The sequence below is a fragment of the Sulfitobacter sp. M13 genome, assembly GCF_053474885.1.
Map to the genome: position 1 here is coordinate 29,196 of NZ_JBRKBN010000003.1, position 23,186 is coordinate 52,381.

21 protein-coding genes are annotated in these 23,186 nt (G+C 57.9%); 12 read left to right on the plus strand and 9 right to left on the minus strand.

What is annotated here, in order from left to right:
• Nucleotides 1–2: 2 nt before the first annotated feature.
• The 3 genes from ACVBAU_RS16630 to ACVBAU_RS16640 all read right to left on the minus strand — a co-directional run bounded on the left by ACVBAU_RS16630 (nucleotide 3) and on the right by ACVBAU_RS16640 (nucleotide 2,982).
• On the minus strand, nucleotides 3–1,169 hold the full coding sequence (locus tag ACVBAU_RS16630) for an efflux RND transporter periplasmic adaptor subunit (RefSeq protein ID WP_448329311.1): 1,167 nt from the start codon (nucleotides 1,167–1,169) through the stop codon (nucleotides 3–5).
• A 74-nt stretch (nucleotides 1,170–1,243) separates the two neighbouring features.
• Complete coding sequence (locus tag ACVBAU_RS16635; protein ID WP_448329313.1) at nucleotides 1,244–2,512, minus strand: multidrug effflux MFS transporter; 1,269 nt, start codon at nucleotides 2,510–2,512, stop codon at nucleotides 1,244–1,246.
• Nucleotides 2,509–2,982: a MarR family winged helix-turn-helix transcriptional regulator gene (locus ACVBAU_RS16640; protein ID WP_448329315.1), complete on the minus strand. Its 474-nt coding sequence runs from the start codon at nucleotides 2,980–2,982 to the stop codon at nucleotides 2,509–2,511. The genes ACVBAU_RS16635 and ACVBAU_RS16640 overlap by 4 nt, the downstream gene beginning before the upstream one ends.
• A gap of 412 nt (nucleotides 2,983–3,394) precedes the next feature.
• Between ACVBAU_RS16640 and ACVBAU_RS16645 the strand changes: the two genes are divergently transcribed.
• The 8 genes from ACVBAU_RS16645 to ACVBAU_RS16680 all read left to right on the plus strand — a co-directional run bounded on the left by ACVBAU_RS16645 (nucleotide 3,395) and on the right by ACVBAU_RS16680 (nucleotide 12,332).
• Nucleotides 3,395–4,378 (plus strand): response regulator, encoded by a 984-nt coding sequence (locus tag ACVBAU_RS16645; protein WP_448329317.1) that lies wholly within the window; start codon nucleotides 3,395–3,397, stop codon nucleotides 4,376–4,378.
• Nucleotides 4,378–4,749 (plus strand): Hpt domain-containing protein, encoded by a 372-nt coding sequence (locus ACVBAU_RS16650; RefSeq protein ID WP_448329319.1) that lies wholly within the window; start codon nucleotides 4,378–4,380, stop codon nucleotides 4,747–4,749. The genes ACVBAU_RS16645 and ACVBAU_RS16650 overlap by 1 nt, the downstream gene beginning before the upstream one ends.
• Before the next feature lie 171 nt (nucleotides 4,750–4,920).
• On the plus strand, nucleotides 4,921–6,201 hold the full coding sequence (locus ACVBAU_RS16655; protein WP_448329320.1) for a flavin-dependent oxidoreductase: 1,281 nt from the start codon (nucleotides 4,921–4,923) through the stop codon (nucleotides 6,199–6,201).
• 201 nt (nucleotides 6,202–6,402) lie between these two features.
• Complete coding sequence (locus ACVBAU_RS16660) at nucleotides 6,403–7,662, plus strand: imelysin family protein (RefSeq protein ID WP_448329322.1); 1,260 nt, start codon at nucleotides 6,403–6,405, stop codon at nucleotides 7,660–7,662.
• A gap of 68 nt (nucleotides 7,663–7,730) precedes the next feature.
• On the plus strand, nucleotides 7,731–8,705 hold the full coding sequence (locus tag ACVBAU_RS16665; RefSeq protein ID WP_448329324.1) for a hypothetical protein: 975 nt from the start codon (nucleotides 7,731–7,733) through the stop codon (nucleotides 8,703–8,705).
• Nucleotides 8,706–8,763: 58 nt separating this feature from the next.
• On the plus strand, nucleotides 8,764–10,260 hold the full coding sequence (locus ACVBAU_RS16670) for a di-heme oxidoreductase family protein (protein WP_448329325.1): 1,497 nt from the start codon (nucleotides 8,764–8,766) through the stop codon (nucleotides 10,258–10,260).
• Between the two features lies 1 nt (nucleotide 10,261).
• Nucleotides 10,262–11,278, plus strand: coding sequence for an imelysin family protein (locus tag ACVBAU_RS16675; RefSeq protein ID WP_448329327.1), 1,017 nt, complete (start codon nucleotides 10,262–10,264; stop codon nucleotides 11,276–11,278).
• A 4-nt stretch (nucleotides 11,279–11,282) separates the two neighbouring features.
• A complete protein-coding gene (locus tag ACVBAU_RS16680; RefSeq protein ID WP_448329329.1) occupies nucleotides 11,283–12,332 on the plus strand; it encodes a DUF1513 domain-containing protein in 1,050 nt (349 codons plus the stop codon).
• A 10-nt stretch (nucleotides 12,333–12,342) separates the two neighbouring features.
• Here ACVBAU_RS16680 and ACVBAU_RS16685 read toward each other — a convergent pair whose 3' ends face one another.
• Entirely contained in the window at nucleotides 12,343–13,323 is a 981-nt protein-coding gene (locus ACVBAU_RS16685) for a hypothetical protein (protein WP_448329331.1), read from the minus strand.
• Between the two features lie 457 nt (nucleotides 13,324–13,780).
• Here ACVBAU_RS16685 and ACVBAU_RS16690 point away from each other — a divergent pair, with 457 nt between their 5' ends.
• Complete coding sequence (locus ACVBAU_RS16690; RefSeq protein WP_448329333.1) at nucleotides 13,781–17,050, plus strand: ATP-binding protein; 3,270 nt, start codon at nucleotides 13,781–13,783, stop codon at nucleotides 17,048–17,050.
• Between the two features lie 4 nt (nucleotides 17,051–17,054).
• On the opposite strand, the gene ACVBAU_RS16695 is transcribed toward ACVBAU_RS16690, so the two are convergent.
• Both ACVBAU_RS16695 and motA read right to left on the minus strand, forming a co-directional pair.
• Nucleotides 17,055–17,489 carry a flagellar motor protein gene (locus ACVBAU_RS16695; protein ID WP_448329335.1) on the minus strand — a complete coding sequence of 145 codons (435 nt, stop codon included), beginning with the start codon at nucleotides 17,487–17,489 and terminating at the stop codon, nucleotides 17,055–17,057.
• 3 nt (nucleotides 17,490–17,492) lie between these two features.
• Nucleotides 17,493–18,362 carry a flagellar motor stator protein MotA gene (gene motA, locus ACVBAU_RS16700; RefSeq protein ID WP_448329337.1) on the minus strand — a complete coding sequence of 290 codons (870 nt, stop codon included), beginning with the start codon at nucleotides 18,360–18,362 and terminating at the stop codon, nucleotides 17,493–17,495.
• Between the two features lie 318 nt (nucleotides 18,363–18,680).
• Here motA and ACVBAU_RS16705 point away from each other — a divergent pair, with 318 nt between their 5' ends.
• Nucleotides 18,681–19,073, plus strand: coding sequence for a flagellar motor protein (locus ACVBAU_RS16705; protein WP_448329338.1), 393 nt, complete (start codon nucleotides 18,681–18,683; stop codon nucleotides 19,071–19,073).
• On the opposite strand, the gene ACVBAU_RS16710 is transcribed toward ACVBAU_RS16705, so the two are convergent.
• The 3 genes from ACVBAU_RS16710 to ACVBAU_RS16720 form a co-directional block, all read right to left on the minus strand.
• Nucleotides 19,074–20,243 carry a flagellar motor protein MotB gene (locus ACVBAU_RS16710; RefSeq protein ID WP_448329340.1) on the minus strand — a complete coding sequence of 390 codons (1,170 nt, stop codon included), beginning with the start codon at nucleotides 20,241–20,243 and terminating at the stop codon, nucleotides 19,074–19,076.
• Between the two features lie 138 nt (nucleotides 20,244–20,381).
• Nucleotides 20,382–20,957: a MucR family transcriptional regulator gene (locus ACVBAU_RS16715; RefSeq protein ID WP_448329342.1), complete on the minus strand. Its 576-nt coding sequence runs from the start codon at nucleotides 20,955–20,957 to the stop codon at nucleotides 20,382–20,384.
• An 81-nt stretch (nucleotides 20,958–21,038) separates the two neighbouring features.
• Complete coding sequence (locus tag ACVBAU_RS16720; protein ID WP_448329344.1) at nucleotides 21,039–21,281, minus strand: hypothetical protein; 243 nt, start codon at nucleotides 21,279–21,281, stop codon at nucleotides 21,039–21,041.
• Nucleotides 21,282–21,577: 296 nt separating this feature from the next.
• On the opposite strand from ACVBAU_RS16720, the gene ACVBAU_RS16725 reads away from it, so the two are divergent.
• Together ACVBAU_RS16725 and ACVBAU_RS16730 are read left to right on the plus strand one after the other, a co-directional pair.
• On the plus strand, nucleotides 21,578–22,258 hold the full coding sequence (locus ACVBAU_RS16725) for a winged helix-turn-helix domain-containing protein (protein ID WP_448329346.1): 681 nt from the start codon (nucleotides 21,578–21,580) through the stop codon (nucleotides 22,256–22,258).
• A 352-nt stretch (nucleotides 22,259–22,610) separates the two neighbouring features.
• Nucleotides 22,611–23,069 carry a hypothetical protein gene (locus ACVBAU_RS16730; protein ID WP_448329348.1) on the plus strand — a complete coding sequence of 153 codons (459 nt, stop codon included), beginning with the start codon at nucleotides 22,611–22,613 and terminating at the stop codon, nucleotides 23,067–23,069.
• Nucleotides 23,070–23,186: the final 117 nt, after the last annotated feature.

The window sequence follows — 23,186 nt, forward strand, 5'->3', positions numbered from 1 at the left end:
AGTTATTCGGCGGGTGCCGGTGCGGTGTCCCCGGACGTGGTGTCGGGGGCGGTTTGTTCTTGAGGTGTGACAGTGGCACCGGGGGCAGCCTTTTGCAGGCCCATCACGATCACACGGTCCCCCGCTGATAGCCCGTCGCTGACAATCCAGTCAGAGCCGCGGTCCTGTAGCACTGTCAGCTGGCGCTGTTCGACCACATTGTCGGCGTTGACCACCATCGCCAGCGGCTGCCCGCGACGGTCGCGGCTCACGGCCTCTTGCGGGACAAGGAACGCACCCTTGGCGATCCCTGTCGGCATTTCAACGCGAACATACATGCCGGGCAGCAGCAGGCGATCAGGGTTGGCAAACCCCATCCGTAGAACGACCACGCCGGTTTGCTGGTCGACGTCCGGCTCGGCCGCGTTCAACGTGCCGTTCTGGTCGTAGATACTTCCATCCGCCAGCGTTAGCTTGACCTCGCGCGGGGTGTCGCCCAGCCGTTTTTCTGCATTGCCGCGCCGCCAATCAAGCAGTTCTGCAGCCGATTGCGTCACATCGACATAAACGGGGTCAATGTTGCGAATGATAGCGAGAGGGCTGGCTTGGCTGTTGGTCACCAGCGCACCGGGGCTGGTCAGCGACCGCCCGATCTCGCCTGACAGGCGGGCACGGACCTGCGTGTGGTCCAGCTCGATCTGGGCCGATTGCAACCCCGCTTGCGCCGCCTGCAGCGACGCCGCCGCGCCGTCCCGTGCTGCGACCGCTGCATCAAGCGCCTGATCGCTGGCCACATTGCGCGACGACAGTTCCTCGAAGCGCTTGGCCTCTTGCTCTGCTGACCGGGCTTGCGCCTGAGCCTGCGCGACCGATGCCTGCGCCTGTGCCACCGCGGCCTCATAGGCGATTGGGTCAATGGTAAAAAGGATATCGCCTTCTGCCACCGGTTCGCCTTCAGTAAACAGACGTTGGGTGACGATCCCAGCCACTTGCGGCCGCACCTCGGCCTCGGCAGAGGCGACAACGCGTCCCGGCAAAGTGGTGGCCAGCTGCACGTCCTGCGGTTGCATGGTCATAACGGTGACAGCGGCGGGTGGGCGCGCTGCCTGCTGTGCCACTGCGGGGACAGACACCGCACAAATAGCCGTTGCAAGAGCTGCGTGGCGCAGCCCGGAAATCAAGGAGTACATTCTGACGATCCTGTCTTTTCAGTTCATATCTTAAATCGCACCAGAAGGTGCCGGTCTGTGGGAGGCGACGTGCCCTATTTTTCTGGCGCAGTCACCGGCGCTTGGGCGGCGATCTTGGGCCCGCAGGTCGCGCGTGTCGCCGCTGGTTCCGTCGGTGACGCCGGCGGCTGTAGCTTGCGATAGATCAGAAAGGATATGCAGGCCATAGCCCCCATCATCGGGATCAGTATCGCCATCGCCAAAAGGGCATTGCCCATCATCGCTCCGATTGACCCGACAAGCAGGCCCGAGCCCATCTGGATAAAGCCTAGCATCGACGCCGCTGCCCCCGCCGAACGTCCAAACGGGGCCAGCGCTGCGGTCGACATAGCGGGCATCACAAATGCGATACCAAAGGAATAGGTCGCCACGGGCACCATCACATGCAAGAAACTGGGTGGCCACAGCAGCAGCGTCAAAGTCCCAAGACTGCCCAAGGCCACGAACACCAGCCCCGGACCGACCAGCCGGTTTGCCGAAAAACGGCCCATCAACTGGCGCACCAAAAGCGACGCCGCAAAAAAGCTGCCCGATTGCGCCAGCATAGAGGCGCCGAACTGCGCCGGTGTCAGCCCGACCTCGTCCATCAGGATAAACGGCAGGAATGTCGCCTGCGCATACAGCGCGCCAAGAGCCCCGCCCATGACCAAGGCGGCCGTCATAAACAGCGGATTGCCAAGCAAGGACTTGTAGGTCCGTCCGAGCGCCTTGAAATTCAACCGTGACGGGTCAGCGGTCACGGTTTCCTTCATCGAGAACAACGCCACCCAAATCACAAGAAAACCGATCAGGGTCATAAGCAGGAAAATCGACTGCCACCCGAATAGGGGCAACATCAGACCGCCGATCGTGGGTGCCAGCGCCGGCCCAAGTGCTAGGATAATGCCGATCAGGTTCATGATCCGCGAGGATTGGTCGTCGGTGAACAGATCACGCACCAATGCCCGTGAAATCGCGATCCCCGCCGAGGCACCGATCCCTTGCAAGAAGCGCGCGCCCATCAGGACCTCGACCGTGGGGGACAGGGTCGCCGCGACACTGGCCACACAATAAAGCGCCATAAACGCAATCGTAATCGGGCGTCGACCAAGCGCATCTGACAGCGGCCCTGCGATCAATTGCGCACAGGCGAAACCAGCGAAATACAGAGTCAACGTTAGCTTGATTGCGGATTCCGTCGTCTCGAATACGCGCACCAGCTCTGTCATCGCTGGCGTATATAGCGCCATCGACACAGGCCCGATTGCCACCAGCAAGGCGCCAATCATGCTGACCCGTCGTTCCGACATAATAGGGGATGTCATTTCGCGCCCTCGGTCTTGCAAGAAACCCCGCGCAACGCGGCCAGATTTTGCCGCAGGGTCAGCGCGGTTTGACGAAAGGTCTGCCATTGTTCTTGGGTCAGCCCGTCCGAGATGATGGCCTCTACGCGCTCGCCAATCTGTGCGATTTGCGACAGGACGTCATTGGCCTGCGGGGTGAGCGACGCAATCTTGGCACGGCGGTCGTTCGGATCAGCCGTGCGGGCAATCAGCTCTGCTGCCTCGAGGCGGTCCAGAAACCCCGTGAGGCTCATCGGGGTCATCCCCAGACTTTCTGCCAGCATATGCTGTCGCGTTGCACCACACCGCGCCATATGCGCCAGCACCCGGGCCTCTGCCGCCGTAACCGCCAATTCAGCTGCGTCAATCTCACGCTCGAATACGCCCCTGGTAAGACGACCAAGGTCGCTGATAAGGAAACCAAAGCTATCGGGGTTGATGGTGGTACGCATGTTGTGTCCGCTTATAATATGTTTACCTTATTATATAGCGCACTGATACATATCGCTCCAAGTGTCAATTCGACTATCTCTACAAAAAAACGTGAGCCCGCCAGCCCGATGCCCGTCATTCCGGCAGGGTTGTCGATGATAGGGATGCACGCTTTACGTGCGTGATTACGTGTTGCCGATTCCCCTTTTGACGCCAGACCGATACTTGGCCATCGGTGTGTTTTCCCCGCGCATCTGCGTTTTCATCCAATGCTGCATCGCCCTTATTAAATAGGTAAAAGGAGATTTGAATTGAATTAAATGCCTAAGTATTAAACCGAGATCGCCCCAATTATGACAAGTTTCGCCATCAGATAGAAAGCAACAGAAACAGCCATACCGAGCTGTTGCGGAAAAGTAGTTAGGCAAACAAATGAAAATTCTTGCGGTAGATGACGACCCAATCATCCTAGAGCTTTTGTCGCATTTCATTGAAGGCATGACCGATCATACGCTGGTCACTGCCGAATGCGCTGCCGAAGCCCTGCAGGTGATCAAAGATAACGCCCGCGCTCCGTTCGACAGCTTCCTGCTTGATATCCAGATGCCTGTTACCGACGGTATCCAGCTGGCCAGCCAGATCCGTTCGATGAAGCAATACATCGAAGCGCCGATCTTGATGCTGACCGCGATGTCTGAAAAGTCTTATATCGACGCTGCCTTCTCTGCCGGTGCAACGGACTATGTGACCAAACCATTCGAGATGACCGAGCTTAAGGCGCGCCTATCTCTGGTTGAACGCGCGGTCGATGGGTTGGCCACGCGCACCAGCAAGATTTTCGCCGCCAAAGCGGTCACCCACCACAACGGCAAGCCAGAGCGTGCGGTGCAGCTGCACGAACCGATGGCGATCCACGATGTGAATAACCTCATCGAATTCATGGCGCTTGAAAACTACGTGCAGCAGCTGTCGCGCAGCGATCTGTTCGGGTCGATCTGCTTTGCCTTTAATATCCGCGATGTCGAACATTTCCACGGAAACATGTCGAACTTCGAATTCTGCAGCATGCTCAGCGACGTCGGAGAGATTATTTCCGACACGCTCGACGGGTGCCAGTTCCTGATGTCCTATGCCGGCGGTGGCACTTTTGTGTGCATCACCGAAAGCGGATGGCGCCCCGATCCCAGGCTTTTGGCAAATGATATCAACATTTCGCTGGCAAAAACCGAATTGTTCGATAACCGTGGAGAGCATATCAACCCGCGTATCTGTGCCGGTAAGGCTGTGCGTTTGATGTGGAAGACGAATTCGTCGGTTATGGATGCGCTGTCAGAGGCACATGTCTCTGCCGAAGAAGCGACAGCCAACTACCAAAAGGTCCAGAACGACTTTTGGAATGTAGGGAGAACGGCGTGATGCACAAGAAACTGGAGCTACCGGGAATCGAGCGTATCCGCGCGCGGTTCCTCGAGATGCTAGAGCAGCGGCAACGTGCGCTGGCCGAACACGCGCTGGCCGCATGGGAAGGCACTTACCTGCAAGATATCAATGACAACCTGACCGAAGCCCGCAGAATCCTGCACCAGATCGCCGGCACTGCCGGTTCTTTGGGGTTCGACGATCTGGGCACCATTGCGCGCGATAACGAGGTCGCGATTGACACGCATCTTGATGGCCCCAACGGCAAGATCGCCAGCTGCCCGACCGAGATTATCTTTGGGCTGGATGATTTCCTCAAAAGTTCGGAAGCGTTGATTGCTGAACAGGCCACGCTCGAATCCGCGTAGCGCGGTCTTTTGGCCCCGAGCCTTTGGGCCGCGCGCCGTTGCAGTGCCTCGCACTCCGGCCTGACGGGGGGCAGCCCCCAGTTTCTTGCGACATTCCATTGATTTTCAGCAGTCGATAAAGGACGTTCGTCGCAGCACGAAACGCCCCCTAGTCGAAAGTGGACCTGTCCCATGACCCAACCTCATATCCTGATCGCAGGCGGCGGGATCGGCGGCCTTGCACTGGCGCTCTCGCTGCATCAACTTGGCGTGCGCTGCACGGTATATGAACAGGTCCGCGCCTTGAAGCCTTTGGGTGTGGGGATCAACATCCAACCCAATGCCGTGCGCGAACTTTTTGATCTGGGGCTCACCCCCGCCCAGCTGAACAAGATCGGTGTGCCCGCGCGAGAATGGGCGCTGGTCGGACAGAAGGGGCAAGAAATTTACGCCGAACCGCGCGGCACCGACGCGGGTTACCGCTGGCCGCAATATGCCGCACATCGGGGCCAGCTGCATATGCTGCTGTATCAAACGCTCGTGGACCGCGCCGGCCCAGAGGCGGTGCAGCTGGGGGCCAGGATCAGCGGATATAGCATCCTGCCAGAGGGCGGCGTGACCGCGACCATTCACCATACCGACGGATCACACTCCACAGCCGAGGGCACGTTGCTGATCGGCGCGGACGGGATCCACTCTGCCGTGCGCGCGCAGATGCATCCGGACCAGCCGCCGATCCATTGGGGCGGCGCGTTGATGTGGCGCGGCACGTCGCGGGCGAAACCGGTGCGCACGGGGTCGTCCTTTGTGGGACTTGGCGACCACCGTCAGCGCATGGTGATCTATCCGATTTCAGCACCCGACGCAGACGGCTTTGCCACGATCAATTGGATCGCCGAGGTAACGCTGGATGAAACCGACGCGCGCAAAAGCGGTTGGTACAAGCCCGCGCAACTGTCCGACTTTGCGCATCATTTCGACGGCTGGACCTACGATTGGCTTGATGTGCCTGCCCTGCTGCGCGGCGCATCCGAGATATACGAGAACCCGATGATCGACCGTGATCCCGTATCGACTTGGGTTGACGGTCCGGTCGCCCTGATCGGGGACGCCGCCCATGCGATGTATCCCACAGGATCCAACGGCGCGAGCCAAGCGATTATGGACGCCCGAAACCTGTGTGCACTTATGTTAAAGCAAGGCGTCACACCCGCCGCGCTGCGCAGCTTTGATGACACCTATTGCGGGCCTATTTCCGACCTCATCCTACGCAACAGGGGGGCGGGCCCGTTCGGGTTGTTGAACATGGTAAATGACCGCTGCGGCGGGACGTTCGACCGCATCGAAGATGTCATACCTGCCGCGGAGCGGTCCGCGTATATGGCACAGTACAAAACCGCTGCCGGCTTTGCAGTTGACGCCCTGAACGCCGCTGACCCGACGCTGCCGCAAGGCGCACGGTTGGTGGTCTAAGGCTCTGGGACCATCGCATATTTTTTGTGCGATGCCGAAAACGTGAGCGGGAAAAAGTTTAACTTACTAAAATTGTCGGGTTGACCTTCCACGCGATATTCTTCAGGTACTGCGCATGATTTCCATGCCTCCGGCAGTGCCCGTCGACCCGCTTTCGTCGGCAGCATCCGCAGGCGCGATCCGTCAAAAGGAACCGACCGTATGACCCGCAGTCTGATGACCTCTGTGCTTGCATTGACCTTGGCCTCCCCCGCCCTCGCGGTAGAGAAAGCCGACGTGATCGACACATACGCCGACATCGCCGAAGCCGCGTACGGCGACAGTCTGATCACCGCCCAAGCGCTGGTCGACGCCGTGGATGCCCTGATTGCAGAGCCGTCCGCCGACACAATGCAAGCCGCCCGCACAGCTTGGCTGGCGGCGCGGGTGCCCTACCAGCAGACCGAAGCCTACCGTTTCGGCAACCCCATCGTGGACGATTGGGAAGGCAAGCTGAACGCCTGGCCGCTGGACGAAGGTCTGATCGACTATGTTGACGCATCCTATGGCGGGGCCACTGACGAAAACGCCGCCGCGGCGCTGAACGTCATCGCGAACCCCACCTTCACGCTGTCGGGAACAGAGGTAGACGCCAGCACAATCACACCTGAATTCCTCGCTGAGACATTGCACGAAGCCGACGGCAACGAGGCTAACGTTGCTTCGGGCTATCACGCGGTTGAATTCTTGCTGTGGGGGCAGGATCTGAACGGCACGAAACATGGTGCCGGTGCGCGGGACTGGACCGATTATGCCTCGGGCGATGATTGCACCAACGACAACTGCGACCGCCGCGGTCAATACCTGAAGGCGGCAGCCGATCTGATCGTGTCAGATCTGGAGTATATGGTCGCACAATGGGCCGAAGGCGGTGCCGCACGCAGCACCCTGACCGGAAACGAAGACGGCGCGATCTCGGCGATGCTGACCGGTATGGGGTCGCTGTCTTACGGCGAACTTGCGGGCGAACGGATGCGCCTTGGTCTGATGCTGAACGACCCCGAAGAAGAGCATGACTGCTTTTCGGACAACACTCACAACAGCCACTATTACGACGGTTTGGGCATTCAAAACGTGTACCTTGGTGCCTATGCACGCACCGATGGCACGTTGGTCACCGGCCCGTCACTGTCCGATCTGGTCGCCGCCGAGAACGCCGATCTTGATGCGGAAATGCAGCTGAACCTGTCGACCACCATGCGCAAGCTTGGCCAGATGAAGACCGCCGCCGAAGCAGGCATGTCCTATGACCAGATGATGGCCCGCGGCAACAAGGGCGGCGAAGCTTTGGTTATGGGTGGGGTGAACGCCCTGATCGCCCAGACCAAGACCATCGAACGCGTCGTTGCCACCTTGGGCGTGGATAATGTGGCGATCGAAGGCTCCGACAGCCTCGACAGCCCCGGTGCGGTTTTCGAATAATACACGATTTTCATGAGCTCCTCCTCCCACTGAAAGTAAACGACAATGAAGAAACTACCGGTTGCGCTTTGGCGCTGACCGGTGCCACTCCCCTTTTGGCACAAGAACAGGCTTTTGTCTGGGGCGGTGAATTCGAAATCGGCGTCGACAGCACGGTTAAATCCGATGATCCCGCAGCCGAACTGACCGATAACTACGCAAGCCTTTCGCTGGCGTTCGAAGCGGGCGTTGCAAACAGCATCACCCTGTTCGGTGAAGCGACACTAGAAAGCGTCACAGACGCCGCAGACACCCGCCATCTCGACGATCTGGGTCTCTATGTGAACGAACTGGGGCTGCGCTTTGATCTGGCCGCAGGCGAATTGAGCGTCGGTAAAGTCAGCCCGACCTTTGCCGCTGCATGGGATGCAGCCCCTGGGTTCTACGGCACATCGCTGGCCGAAGACTATGAACTGTCCGAAGTCATCGGTGCGACCTTTGACATGCCTGTCGCCGCATCGGGCGGGGTTTTGTCCTTTGCCCTATTCTATGCTGACGACACTGCCTTTAGCGACTCGCTGGGGACCAAACGCGGCCGCAACACCACCGCCGACGGCGGCGCGGGCAACACCGGCAAGCTGAATAACGTCGCACTGCAATACACGCAAGAGATGGGCGACACGACCTATTGGGTTGGCGCACGCTTCCTGACCGCAGGCGAAAGCGATCTGTCCGACGAAAAAGGGGCCGTGATCGGTATGGCGCATGACTTTGGCAACGGGTTCGACCTGATCGCCGAAGTTGCCTATTTCGACGGGTTTGCCGGCACGGGCGAAGAGTCTACCTATACCACTTTGGGCGGGTCTTACATTCAGGGGCCGTGGGCGTATTCGGCCAGCTATACCGGCATCGACAACACCGCGAACGGTTACGACGATTTGATCACGGTGGGCGTAGACTATACGTTCGAGAATGATATGTCGCTCGGTGGTGGCGTCGGCTTCTACGATGTAGACGGCGATGACTTTACCGCCGTCGGTGCATCCTTGGTGATCCCATTCTAATTTAGAGATAGGGCAGAATATGCATTTCCTCCGGTCTTTTATCCCTCAGGCCTTGGTAATGTCCCTGCCCCTATTGAGCGGTCCGGTCTACGCCGGGCCGCTTGATGAACCCCATCTGGATATCATCCCGCGTACCGCTGATGAAACGGCACGTATTGCCGATGTAACCGCCCTTCCCGATAGTTTTGACGCCCCCAGCCCGTTCGAGGTGAACAGCGCCGGTGCCGCCACCGTGCGCCCGCGCATGAACGCTGATGCGTTTTCGCAAGCGTCAGGGAATATGTCGTTCGAGGACGAGCTGACCTTCAAGCTGGGCAACGGGCTGTTTCGCAAGCTCTGGGTATCTTCGCCATCGTCGACACTGGCCTCTGACGGGCTGGGACCGTTATTCAATGCGCGATCCTGCCAAAGCTGCCACATCAAGGACGGGCGCGGCCACCCGCCCGAAGGCCCCGACGACAGCGCCATTTCAATGTTTCTGCGCGTATCCATTCCGGGCACCGAAGACGCCGGTAATATCAAAGAGATCGAAGGCTATCTGGCCACCCTTGCCGAACCGACCTACGGCACCCAGATGCAGGATTTCGCCGTATCGGGGCACAACGCCGAATACCGTTTGCAGGTTGAGTATACCGAGTTTCCCGTGACGCTGTCGGGCGGTCAGACGGTATCGCTGCGGCACCCGACCTATACCGCGGCGGATCTGGGCTATGGGCCGCTGCATCCCGACGCGATGCTGTCGCCCCGCGTGACACCGCAGATGATCGGGCTTGGTCTTCTTGAAGCGATCCCTGCGGCGGATATTCTGGCGTTGGTAGACCCTAATGATGCGGATAGGGACGGAATTTCGGGCCGCGCCAACATTGTCTGGTCGCAAGAATACAACATGTCGATGCTGGGCCGCTTTGGCCTAAAGGCGGGTATGCCCACGATCCGCGAGCAATCAGCAGGCGCCTTTGCCGGCGATATCGGAATCTCTAACCCAATTTTCGGCGACCCGTTCGGCGATTGTTCGACCATTCAGGATGCGTGCGTGAATGCGCCCCACGGTGCTGGCGATGTGCGCGGGTTCGAAATTGACGCCAAAGGGCTGGATCTGGTGACGTTTTACAGCCGCAATCTGGCCGTTCCTGCGCGCCGTGACGTCGATACGCCAGAGGTGTTGCGTGGCAAACAGGTATTTTATGAAACGGGGTGCGCCGCGTGTCACCAGCCCAGTTTTGTCACCCACCGTCTGAACGACCAGCCGGAACAAAGCTTTCAGCTGATCTGGCCCTATACCGACATGCTGCTGCACGACATGGGTGAAGGTCTGGCCGATCACCGCCCAGAGGCTCGCGCCACCGGCACCGAATGGCGCACCGCCCCGCTTTGGGGGATTGGCATGACCGAAACTGTGTCAGGCCATACCCAATTCCTGCATGACGGGCGCGCGCGGTCACTGCTTGAGGCTGTGCTTTGGCATGGCGGAGAGGCAGAGCCTGCAAAGGACCGCGTCATTGACATGCCTCCCGCCGATCGAGAAGCTTTGATCCACTATCTGGAAAGTCTGTAATATGAAAAATCTGGTCCTCGCCCTTGGTCTTATCTGCGCACCATTGGGCGCTGTGGCCGATGTGGATACCGCGATGTTGCGCGATGTGGTCGATCACCACATCCTGCCGCGCTATAGCACCTTGGCTGAACGCGCAGATGCGCTGGCGGACGCCGCTGAACAGAACTGCGCGCCCGATGCTGCGGCCTTGCGCGATACCTACCACAGCGCCTTTGACGCGTGGATTGCCGTGAGCCACCTGCGCTTTGGTCCCTCCGAGGTCGACAACCGCGCCTTTGCGCTGGCGTTTTGGCCCGATAGCCGCGGTGCGACACCGAAAACACTGGCCGCCTTGATCGCGGATGCCGATCCCGTGGGCACCAATCCGCAAGCCTATGCCGATGTCTCGATTGCGGGGCGCGGGTTCTATGCGCTCGAATTTCTACTTTTTGACGAACAGATCAGCACCTCGGGCGATGCGACCTATCGGTGTGACTTGGTGCAAACGGTGACCGCCGATATCGCCACGCAGTCCCATGCCATTCTGGACGGTTGGACGACAGGCTATGCCGATGCCATCGCCGCCCCAGCAGAGGGCGGGCCGTACCGTAGCGCCGAGGAAGCCGCACAAGAGCTTTATAAAGCGCTGAACCTCGGGCTGGAGTTTACCGCAGACACGCGCATCGGGCGCCCTATGGGCAGCTTTGACCGCCCCCGCCCCAAACGGGCAGAAGCGTGGCGGTCAGGCCGGTCCTTGCGCAATGTCGAGGTCGCGCTGATATCGCTGCAAGATCTAGCGCAGCGATTGGCAGCAGAGAGCGCCACCGTTGTTGCCACCTTTGACGACCGGTTTGACGACGCGCTGACAGCTGCAGGCGACTTGGGCGATCCAGTATTCGCGGGCACCGCCACACCGCAATCGCGCCTTCGGATAGAGGTGCTGCAACAATCCGTTGCGGCGATCCGCGAGGTCGCGCGCGACGATCTGGGCCCGCAACTGGGGGTCGCATCGGGTTTTAACGCATTGGACGGAGACTGATACCGTGACCAACCGCCGCCATTTTATCGCAGGGATGCTGGCAACGGGGCTGGTTCCCGCGCCTACTTGGGCCGATGCGGGCGGACCAGCCTATCTCGCGGCTGCAGGCCTGAGCGATGGCAGCTTTGTGCTGTGTGGGATCGATGCCGCGCTTGACGTGTTGTTCCAGCTTCCCTTGCCCGGTCGCGGCCACGCGGCTGCGGCACATCCTTCCAAACCCCAAGCCGTTGCCTTTGCACGGCGCCCCGGCAATTTCGCGCTGGTGATCGACTGCATGTCGGGCCGGATAACGGCCACACTGCACGCGCCGGAGGGGCGGCATTTCTATGGTCACGGCGCTTTCTCTGCCGACGGGAGCCTGCTGTACACAACAGAAAACGACTATGCCAACGGCATTGGGCGCATTGGCGTCTGGGACGCCGCACTTGGTTATGTGCGAGTGGATGAATTCGCCAGTGGCGGCGTCGGTCCTCATGATATCAAACGCTTGCCCGGGGGCGATACGCTGGTCGTTGCGAATGGTGGGATTGATACGCATCCCGATTCAGGTCGTGCCAAGTTGAACATCCCCACGATGCGGCCAAACCTCACCTATATCAACGACCGGCGCATATCAGAGCAGGTCGAACTGCCCCCCGAAATGCACCGCAATTCGATCCGGCATCTGGCTGTCGGATCCGATGGACAGGTCGCGTTTGGCATGCAGTGGCAGGGGGACGGCGACGCGCCAGCGCTTGTGGGTTTGCACCGGCAAGGGTCTGCGCCGCTGCTGCTGGAGGCGGCCGAGGACATGCACGGCTATATCGGCAGCATCGCGCTTTCTGACAACGGAGCCGAAATCGCAGTGACCTCCCCGCGGGCGGGATTGGTCCAGATGTTTGATGCAACCCGCGCAACCTATGGCCGGAGCATCGCTTTGACAGATGTGTGTGGCGTGGCGGCGGCATCTGATGATTTCATCGTGACCAGCGGCACCGGTATCTTGCAACGTCTGTCGGGTCGGCTGACGCCGGAACGACCGTTGATGTGGGACAATCATCTGGTGCGGCTCTAGCCCACGGGTCTTAGATGTTTCGGCGGCGGGCTTCCCCATGGGGAACCACAGAGCTAGAGGTCGCGCCCCATAGCAGCGCGTCCAATGTTGCGGGCCCCATCTGGTCCGCCATTGCGCTCACGACGATAGAGCTTACGCCACCAAGGAATGTCACAAGCTCGTTCAGGGTCATTTCCTCAAGCAGCAGCTTGAGGGTACCTGCACCGACATTGCACAACACCTCGTCTAGTTCTTCGGGTTCGAGCACATTGAGCAAGCGCGTCGCGGCGGGGGTGTTGAGGTTGGCCAGCAACACCACAGCGCTGCCGACACCAAAAGCGCGGTCGAATTCATCGGTGCCGAGCGCAGTCACGAAGGTGTCGATCTCGGCTGAAGTCGCGTTGTTCAGCGCATCGGCGAGTTTGAAGGCCGTCTGCCCTTGGGTAGAAAAATCGAACACCGCATCAATCAGCTGTTCCGAGACGGCGGCCGCACCAACGAACACTGCGCGGGCGCCGTTCTCCATCTTGATGATGACATCCCCGTCGCGCAGACCACAAGACCCCGTGAGGCACATGGCAGCGCGCAGATCGGCGCGGGAGGGAAACTGACCCAGGAAGGTGATCGCATCTCCGCGCGCGAGGTCAAGATTGCTGACGACGATATGCGTGTCGGAGGGTATCACGATAAAGTCGGGCACGGGGGCGGTCACTTCCTCCTGGGTCAGTTCGGGGTGTGCGGCACGGGGCGTGGCCCAGATATCCTGCACATGAGAGAAGCCGGCGTTGATCTGGATTGCCTGCGTCGGATCCGCGTCCGTTGGCATGACATAGCGGGCGCAACGCATCCGGTCTGCCGCAAGTTTAAGCGCGGTGTTATCGGCAGTGATGTCCAGAACCGAGGCTGACGCGTTTCCAGAAACATGGATGCCAAGTAAGGTGCCCAGTACCGCATCGCGCAGGGAGGATGTGTTGGCACGTGGAGCCCGTTCTAGGAATGTTGCATTTGCCATCGTCTTCACCTTGGGTTTGCCTCAGCCACCGGTTGTAGCCGTTAAGATCAAATTAACTTTAAATGTGAGGGGCGTCGCGGGCCTAGGTGGGTAGGCCAAGCTCGCTTGCGGCTATGTCACTATGCAAAGGGATAGGTTCAGGCGTTTGCTTCGCGAGATCGACCCTGCGTTGTAGTCGGAACCGGAGTTTACCATTGCCAACGCAGCCCGCCCCGCCTAGCCTTTTGGCAATTGCAAAACAGCGCCCAATCAACGAGGCACAGCAAAAAATGCAGTTAAAGCAGTAGTGAAGGAAAAGTTTCAAACGAGGCAGATGATGCCATGTTCTGCAGCAGATGTTGCGGGAACGCGGGGGAATCGTTCGATTTGGATGCTTTTACAAGTGGTTTGACGCCGTCATGTTTGGTACCAAGAGGCTGGCTTTGACTATGCTTTCCGGTGTCCGCAAAGCGACGAGATGACCCAGAAAGAAGATATGGCGGGCGCTAGAATTGTGAAACAGGTATGGGGCAGATTGCGTCAGGCGCTTTGGGGCGCTGCTGTGGTTGCGGGCGTTGCGATGCAACCGGCCGTCGCACAACAGACCGCAGATACAAACGCGCCCCGCGACATCACCATCGGCATCCTCGCCTCCGAAGGGATCACACGCGCGCTGGACAGCTGGTTGCCCATGGCAGCAGCGCTGAATACGGCAGCGCTGGATGCGCGGCAGAACTATCGGTTCAAGATTGCGCCCTATACCGACGCCACGATGATCAACAAGATTGCGCAGGGCGCGCTGGATTTCTTCCTCGTTGACCCGGCGGCCTTTGTTGTGGCCGAGGTCGAAAGCAATGCCCGCCCGCTGCTGTCCGTCGCCCAGATGTGGGAGGGGCAGGTTTATGACAAAACCAGCGTCTTGGTCTTTACCACCGCCGACAGCAATATTCGCGGCATCCCAGATATTGCAGGGCGCAGCATAATGGGGGTGTCCGCAGATGAAATGACCGGTTGGAAGCTGGCCTTGCACGAGTTTCGCAAATACCGGCTGGATATCGACGATATCGCGGCCCGCGCCCTTTTCTCGGGCGGGAACCAGCGCGAGGTCGTCTATGCCGTGCAGGCCGGACTGGTAGACGTGGGTGTCGTGCGCGCCGGTGTACTTGAAGGGCTGGCCCGTGACGGTGTCATCAACCTTGATGATTTCCGCCCCGTATCCCCCGTTGATCATCCGGACTACCCGTTCTGGGCCAGCACCATGCTGTATCCCGATTGGGTGTTAGGCACGATACCCGGCGTGCCTCAGGAGGCGTTAACCATTCTTGTGGACACGTTGCTGGGTCAGGACACAGGCAGCCCCGAGGCGATTGCGTCTGGCGGAACCGTTTGGCTGCCGCCGCAAAATTACCAGTCCGTGCATGAACTTCTGATCTCGCTTCGGGCGCGCCCCTACGAAAACTACCTGCAGCGCTCGGCGCTGCGGATTGCGTCCACCTATAAATGGCTGGTGTTGGGCGTCCTGGTGCTGATCGTGTTTTCGCTGTTGTTCCTGATCTTTCAGCTGCGCGAAAATGCACGTCTTGCCCACGCCCGCAAAGATGTACTGAAATCTGAACTGCGGTCGAAACAGTTCTATCGCAACGCGGTAGAGGCCCACACCGTGTTTTGCATGTTGAACCAGAACGGTGCGATCACCCATGTGAACGACCAGTTTGTGCAAGCCTGCGGACGGTCCCGCGAGGGGCTGATCAGCACGCCGCTCGTTGATATTATGGATGCCGGAAACCGTGGTGTTCTTGGGTCCGAGGTGTTGCCGGCCATGACGGCGGGCACCCCGTGGAAAGGCACAGTGGTGCTGCACAAGACCGACGGAAAAGCGGTCTGGCTTCAGTGTAGCTTTATCCCGATCACCGACGGCGATAAGCAGCTGCGCGAGATTGCGATTGTCGCGTCTGATATGACCAAGACCCGCGAAGGCGTGTCAGAAGCGCGGTTCAACAACACGTTGGAACTGCTGCAAGATCACGTGGTCGTCTTTCAACCCCAGACCTATGCTGTGATGTATGCCAATGCGTCCGTTGCGAAACACCTGATGCGCCACGACGAAAGCAACGACTGGCGCGGCCGAAGCCTGTCCGACCTTATCGGCAAACGCGATTACGCGAGCCTTAGGGATCGTTGTGCCGGCCTGATCAAAGGCCCCGAACGTCGTGCCACATGGGAAGTCGAGGCGAAATCGGGCGTCACCTATGATATCAGCCTCGAGTATGTCAGCCCCGCACAGGACGAACCCCGCTTTATCGCAATCTACCGTGATGTCTCGCAGCGCAAAGTGGCTGAAAAGGCCAAGACCGAATTCCTGTCGACGGTCAGCCATGAATTGCGCACGCCACTGACCTCTATCAAAGGGGCGTTGGGGCTGGTGTTGTCGGGTGCGACGGGGCAGCTGCCTGACAAGATGAAAGGGCTGGTCACCATCGCCGCCTCTAGCTGTGACCGGCTGATCTTGTTGATCAACAGTATTTTGGACATGGAAAAGATCGAGACCGGTACGCTGGATTTCCGGATGAAAGCGATGAACCTGTCTGACACGCTGAACACTGCCTTGGTGCCGAACCAGCTATATGCTGAACGCGCCGGCGTGTCGTTGCGTCGGGTGGAAACATCTGACGCTGACGGCACGCTGACCTATGGCGACCCCAAACGTTTGGTGCAGGTGCTGGATAACTTGCTATCAAACGCGGTCAAATTTTCAGAGCACGGAGGAGAGATCCTCATCGCGCTGCACGCCGAGGGGGATCAGCTGCGCATCTCGATCCGGGATTTTGGCACAGGTATCCAAGCGGCGGCGCAAGCGTCGGTGTTCGAGAAATTTACCCAAGGCGACAGCTCTGACAGCCGGTCCAAGGGCGGCACGGGTTTGGGGCTTACAATCGCCAAGGTCATCGTCGACCATCATAAGGGGAAAATCACGTTCTTTAGCCGCGAGGACGTGGGCACAGAAATTATCATCACCCTGCCCCGCCTGACCCAAGAGGACGCGCCGGTGCCCGATACGCCAGTGCAGGCCGTGCCGCCAACTGCCTTTTCCGCCGAGCTGGAAAAACAGGCACGTAGGACCCCATCGGTCGTCAGAAAGAACGCCGCTGAACATCTGGTGCAGCAGATCACACAGGCTGGTTATGGGCCGGAATTCGAACTGGGCAAGGCAGATGTTGGTCGTCTCGCCGCAGGCGTTGAAATCGTCGGCGCTCCCTTGTTGAATAAATGGATCACACAAAGCGAACGCGACACGCTTTCGCAGCTGATCGGCGCGGGCGCGGTAGCGGATGCGGCCATCTGCGTGATCGAAGCCGCATCAAACACCGACAACAGCGCGTCGGGCAGCGCATCAACCGCAGTGGTACAGCTGCGCGCCTGGTTCGCCGCTTGTGCTGAACCCATCGGCAATCCGGCGCAGCCGTTAACCATCGCCGCAGTGGACCATCCAGACGTGGCAAGCTGGCTCGAAACGGAAAGCATAGTGACCTTTGACGATTCCGTCGATCTGGTTAAATCCGTCGCCACGTCGCAGGCAGATGTGGTGCTGACCTTTGCGATCAACGACGGGTCGGCCAGCGTCATGGCGGTGCCCACTGCGCAGGGGTTGATGCCCGCCGGCTGGCCGGTTTGCGTGTTGGTGATCCGCAATGTCGAGAAAAAGAATTCGCTGGGTGTGGTGTCAAAGTTCAGTAGCGGCAGCCGTTAAAACGTCAGAGAGACCGCCGCTGCAACGCAAAAAGCGCGCGCGACGCGTCATCCATCGCCCCCTGTTCCGCGCGGTCGGCATCTGCCTTGGCACCGCTTTGCGCCTTTGACAGCACCGTCTGCGTTGTTTTCAACGCGCGGAACTGCTCGAACAACGCCTCTTCCAAGGTTCCGATTTGACCGTTCAACGCGTCGCCTTCGGCCGCCAGCCCGCGTTGCTGCCTGTCTACCGACGACAGATATCCCGGCAAATAGGCCTGCGTTTCCAGGGTGCTGCCCGCCTGTTCGTCAATCGCCCGCTGGGTCAGCGCCGCGCTTTGATCTGTCAGGGCAGACTGCTGCGCGCGCAGACCCGCAAGCTCTGCTCCGATCGCGTCCAGTTCGTGCTGCTTGATGCTGTTGATCAGCCTAAGCGCAGCAATCTGGCGGCGCCCGGCCATAGGTCAGGCTGCCTCTGGCATCTGTTTGCGGGCCTCTTCCATCTCGTAAAAGCTGGGCTGCAGGCTTGTCGGGATGTTGCCACGTCCGATTTCGGTACAGATCGCCGGAGAGTGGCCATGCAGGATGGCGATAAAGATGTCGCGGATCACGGCATAGTAAATACCGTCCTGATCTTCGATGGCTTGAAGACGATTGGCCACCGGCGAGACGAAAAGATAGGCAAGGAAAACCCCAAGGAAAGTCCCGACCAAAGCCCCGCCAATCATCGCGCCCAAAACTGCCGGCGGCTTGTCGATCGAGGACATCGTCTTGATCACGCCCAGAACCGCCGCAACGATCCCGATCGCGGGAAGGGCGTCGGAAACGGTGGTCAGCCCATGCGGTGCTACAAGTGCCTCGTGGTGATGCTTTTTCAACTTGCGGTTAATGACGTCTTCGGCCTGATACGGATCATCGAACTGCATCGCCAACATGCGGAAACTGTCCGTGATCAGATCAATGGCAAAGTGATCTTTCTGCAGCTTTGGGTACTGCGAAAAGATCGAACTTTCCTGTGGGTTTTCAATGTGATCATCCAGCGCGAGCATACCATTTTGCTGGTACTTACGCGCCAGGGTATACATGAGGTTGAGCAGATCAACATAGTCGCCTGAATTCCATTTGGGCCCTTTGAAGGCCTTGACTAATGCCCGCCCTGCACCGGCGATATTGGCAAAGGAATTGGCAGCGATAAACGAACCGAGCGCGGCACCACCGATCATCATTCCTTCGAACGGCAGCGCGTGGGTAATAATGCCCATGTCCCCGCCAGAGAGCATGTACCCCCCAAAGACCATGCCCATCACGACCACGAAGCCCAGAATAATCGTCATTTGTTTTCCACTTGCAAGTTTTCAAGCACTTTAGGCATTTTCTTCGGAATCTCAAGAACAGTTGCTGCACTAGCAAGTTTAATCATTTGTTTCTCAAGACCAATTGCTATCTTTTCTTGGTTTGACTAAGATAAAACTCAGAATGAGCTGGAGAGTGCCGTGATCTCGGATGTTGAAACCACAATGATTGTCCTTATCGATGCGGACGATGTGAAATTTGCATTTTCGGGTTGGCCCGATCACATTTGCCTCGCAGCATGTCTTTCGAGCTTTGGCACCTGCAGTATGATCGTATTCCGTCGTGACGAACGGAATCTGATGCCTGACCGTCTTATTAAGATGCTTAAACTGCGCCGCGAAGACACCTGTTTTGTGCCCAAGGTGGATGGCTATCAGACGAAACAGTTCCTGTATTCCGACGAACGACGGCTGATGGCGCTTGTCGCGTCCGACTCTGTCGTTCTGGAAGAAGCCATAGATTACGCTGTAAATTATAACTACGCGCTAGAAGAAGGGCTGGATCCGGCCACGATGTTAGGCTTTGACCTTCCCGCCAGCGACCCCGCACCTGCTGCGCAGCGCGACACGATGGTGAATGAAGAAGCTCATGCCATGCTGCCAGAATTCCTGCGCCGCTCTGTCGAGCGGTCCCGCCGGCCGATTTTTTCCAGCCGACGGGTGCCTTCTTTGGGCGAGTTGATCAGAGCCTGATTAGCGCAGCGCGTTGCGCAGGTTCAGAAATACATCATCCTTCAGCGGCGTTGCCGTAGGTTCAATATTCTGTGCGACACGCTGCACGACTGCGTCATCTGTTGCCGTCGTTGGCGCGTCAATTGACGCCTTGTACAGCTTTTCGTCCGCCTGCATGGCTGGCAAGCTCGGCTTTGACCGGGCAGGTGCTGGTGTATCAACCTGTTGATATTGAACAGAAACTGTGATCCGGCGGTTTGACGCATCTGTAGGGTATTCTGGCACCAACGGCACGGTGTCGGCCAATCCAGATACACCAATGATACGGTCACGCGCGACGCCTGACGCTTCGAAGACACGGCGCGTTGCATTCGCGCGGTCCGAGGACAGGTCCCAGTTGTCATATTTGCGACTGTCGGCAAAGCGTACTGCGTCGGTATGGCCTGACAAGGTGATCTTGTTGGGCAGGCTCGACAGAGATTTACCCAGGTTTTTCATCAACATATCCGTTGCGCCCGCCATTTCTGCACGCCCGCTATGGAACATTGGCTGGCCCTCCTGGTCGATAATCTGAATCTGCAGACCTTCGGGTGTTTGTTCAAAGATCAAATTCTGCTGCAGCGGGTCAAGGTCGGGATTCTCCTGCATGGCTTGCAAGATTTCCTGCTCAAGTTGCTTAAACTTCTCGTTGTCGAGCGCGTGCAAGTTTTCAAGCGCAGCGCCGCCTGCCTCCTCGGACCCGTCCGATGACGTCCGCGAGGCCCGTGCGATATCCGCTGCGGCTGGATTTTCGTGAATGCCATCTTCTGTCCCCAACCGCATTTCATCGGGCACCGACGTCGCTGTCTCATCCCGGATTTCCCACTTGGCCGATACAGGGTCGTCAATTTTTCCGCGATCACGACCTTGGGCCACAATCGCGCCATTGGACGCAGTCAAGGTACCGGGCGGGCCCAGAGTGGCCCCGTCCAGCACGCCACTACCGCCTGGCAGAGTCGCGTTGGTAAAATACTCGGCGATCCCGCGCAACTTTTGTTCGTCTGCGCTCGAGAGAATCCACATCAGCAGAAAGAATGCCATCATCGCGGTCATGAAATCAGCATAGGCGACCTTCCAGCCCCCGCCGTGATGCCCGCCACCTTCAATGACTTCGATTTTTTTAAATATGCGCGGCTGTGTTTTCGCTGCCATGTAACCTGCCTCTTGTCTCGCGACCACTTGGGGCCGGTTAGGCAGGCGCGCTTCTGCACCCACTGCCTCAGAGACATGTATCGCAGTCGATTAGGTGCTCGGCTGGACAAAACAGTGGCAGGAGCAAGGCATTTGAATTTAGAGCTGGGACCCCAAATTTTCCTGCACAGCTTCATCACGGGCATAGCGGCCCAGACCGGCTTTCTTTGCATAGTCCGCTTTGCGCAAAGAATAGTTTGGCGCGACAAGGGGGTGATCATCATCAAGATTGAATTTAATTCGATAGTCACCTTCGCTCAATCCATGCTCGGCTCGTAGGTGACGCTTCAACATGGTGAATGATCGGCCACAACACAGACACGTTACAGAATCATCGGTGACGGACTCGGCCACGGGTACGGCAGGGATCGCGGTTTCATTGGCCGTTTGTGCGAAAACCTTGCTCGTACCCGACTTTTCAGTAGCCGGTTGCAGCCCTGCAAGTACGGCGGGAAGTGCTTGGGTTAACGCGAGAATGTCCTGAACGGTTGCGGATTCACGGCTGGCGAACGCGGCAATCACGCGAACTGCGGCCTCGGAAACGGGGGGATCTGTAAACTCTGTCACTTTCGGATGCGCCTTTACTAAATCGGTGCGGGATGAAGCCTCGCGAACAAACCCTAGAAACTCTGCAAGAATACTATGATTATCCGATGACTTCACAAAAATTGTCAATTTCTCTTAAGTATATTTCAGCCCACCGCAAAGAATAGCGAAAGGACAACATCTATCGTACTTAAGATAAACTGCGGAGGATTAATTCAACCGCAGACGTTTGGGATGCGAGGGTGGCTGGTCAGATGTGGCAAAACCTTGCCGTTTTTGACCTTCATCCGGGGCATCGGACAATATGCCCGATCTGCCCACGACTTCTGCCGCGTGTAAGATCACTGCACGCATGTGATCATCGTTCACCGCCTCGTCGCGCAGCTTGACCAGCCGTTTGGCCGCCGCAAGCGCACGCCGCTTGGGCGCAACAATTTCAAGTATGTCTGCCATTTTCCAGCGCCTATTCTTGAGGGTAACTCAGACGCATTCTGCAGTCTGCAAGGATATACATAGGTCCGAAGGTTAAAGAAAAGTGAACGTATGGCTTTTTCATGGCGAGACCGTCAGACTTTCACCGTACAAGACTGACTTTGCCTTTCTCCGTATGGGTGTGCCACAATGCTAATGTTGATCCCACTGTCTCTTTCCTAGCATACGGCCCTGATAAAAGTGTATTTCCAGATCTGCGCCTTCGCGCCAATTACATTAAAATGCTTGGTCGCAGACCCCCAAAGGGAACGCCTGGGATGACAAAAATTCTTTTGGTCTCTAAGTCAGCGTCTGTGCGGAACGGGTTAAACTATCTGTTCTCGGTTATTCTAAAATTTGATTTTGAATGTATCGATTTCGAAGCTTGCGCCACATGGGGCAAGAAGGACCATAGTGTTAATGTCATCTTCTTTGATATGACGAAGCTCGAAGGCCGACCAACTGCGTGGATCGAGCAACTTTGCGCGCGCGCGGACGATGCTATCCTCATTGCACTTCAAGAACCGAAAGGGCGGTGGGGGGCGGAGGCCTTCCATGCTGGCGCTGTCGATGTCGTTACTTGGCCGACCAACCTGCGTGAGCTTTCAGCGCGGTTAACGATACGGCTACCGGAGGGGCAGATGCGCGCCCTGCCCGCAACAGAGGAAAGCTGGGACGTCGAGGCGTATATCGCGCTGCGGGCCGGATTAACGACCGCAGAGGCGCAGATTATGCGTGTTTTGTTCGCGCAAGACGGGAAGATCGTGACCCGTGACGCACTCAGCCTCGCTGTGGAATGTCGACCATGGAGATACGGCGATCGCAAATTCGATGTCCATGTTGCCAAAATTCGTAAGAAGTTTGCTCAAACTTTTGCCTCTGGCATATCGGTCAAAACAATCAGGTCCAGTGGCTATATGCTCACGACAGAGGCGCTCGGTACCTTCAACGAGAACTGATATTGAAATACTGCATTGGCTCGCAGAATCGCCGGATCGAACGCCCACAGTCTCGGATGTTTTTCAACATAATTAGTGTAAATTCGTTAGAGCCTCGGAGTTGCGCCATATTTCGCCTCGGCCACCAAAGCTTGTGTTGCCACCAACGCCCCGAGCCACATTTAGTTCCGGAAAACATGGGTGTTCCGCAAGGTTTCTATTAAGGCTATCACGTTTCGACTGGCGAACGGCGCGTTGTCTCAGACTTCACCGTGACCTTGATCCACCGAAGTTTAACAAATCCTCAATTTATGTTGAGGTCTCGAACAGCTATCTTGAGGTTGCAACGGGAGCACTTGGGGAAGTTTGTTTTATGCGTTCTGAATTGATGGGGCACATCTGGGGTAAGCGGTTGGAATTTTGCACCGATCCGTGCAGCACCCCTTTAGGCCGCATCCTGTCATCGCTGCTCGCGTCACCGATCACGCGATTTACCGTTGAGGTAGAAGACGCGGATCTGACACCTGTCGCGATTTACGCTGGAGAAGAAGTTATTTCGGGCGCATCCTTGGCCGATGTTCTCGAGCAGGAGTTCGGGCTTGATCTGGAAGAGGGCGCGATCGTGCTAATTGAGCCTTGCGCTCCCCTTGCTTCTACGCCGCCCTGCCCTGTGGCACTCGGTCATCAGATCGGGCATATTATCGTCTCGCTCGCGCAGACAGAACGCGATGGATTCACGACGTCTGAGAGCCTGCTAAGCGCTGGCAATATTGCCCATAGCTTTCATCACGAAATGCTGCATGCAGCGATCCCCGGCGAGCATATCCATTAACGCGATCCCGCCGACAGGCGCGCGAAGGTGTGGCAGGCAAAGCATAATTTGCCTCCAAATTCTAAGAATTATCCTTGTTTTCCGCGAATTAAGGATTTTTTAATCCTCCTTTAACCC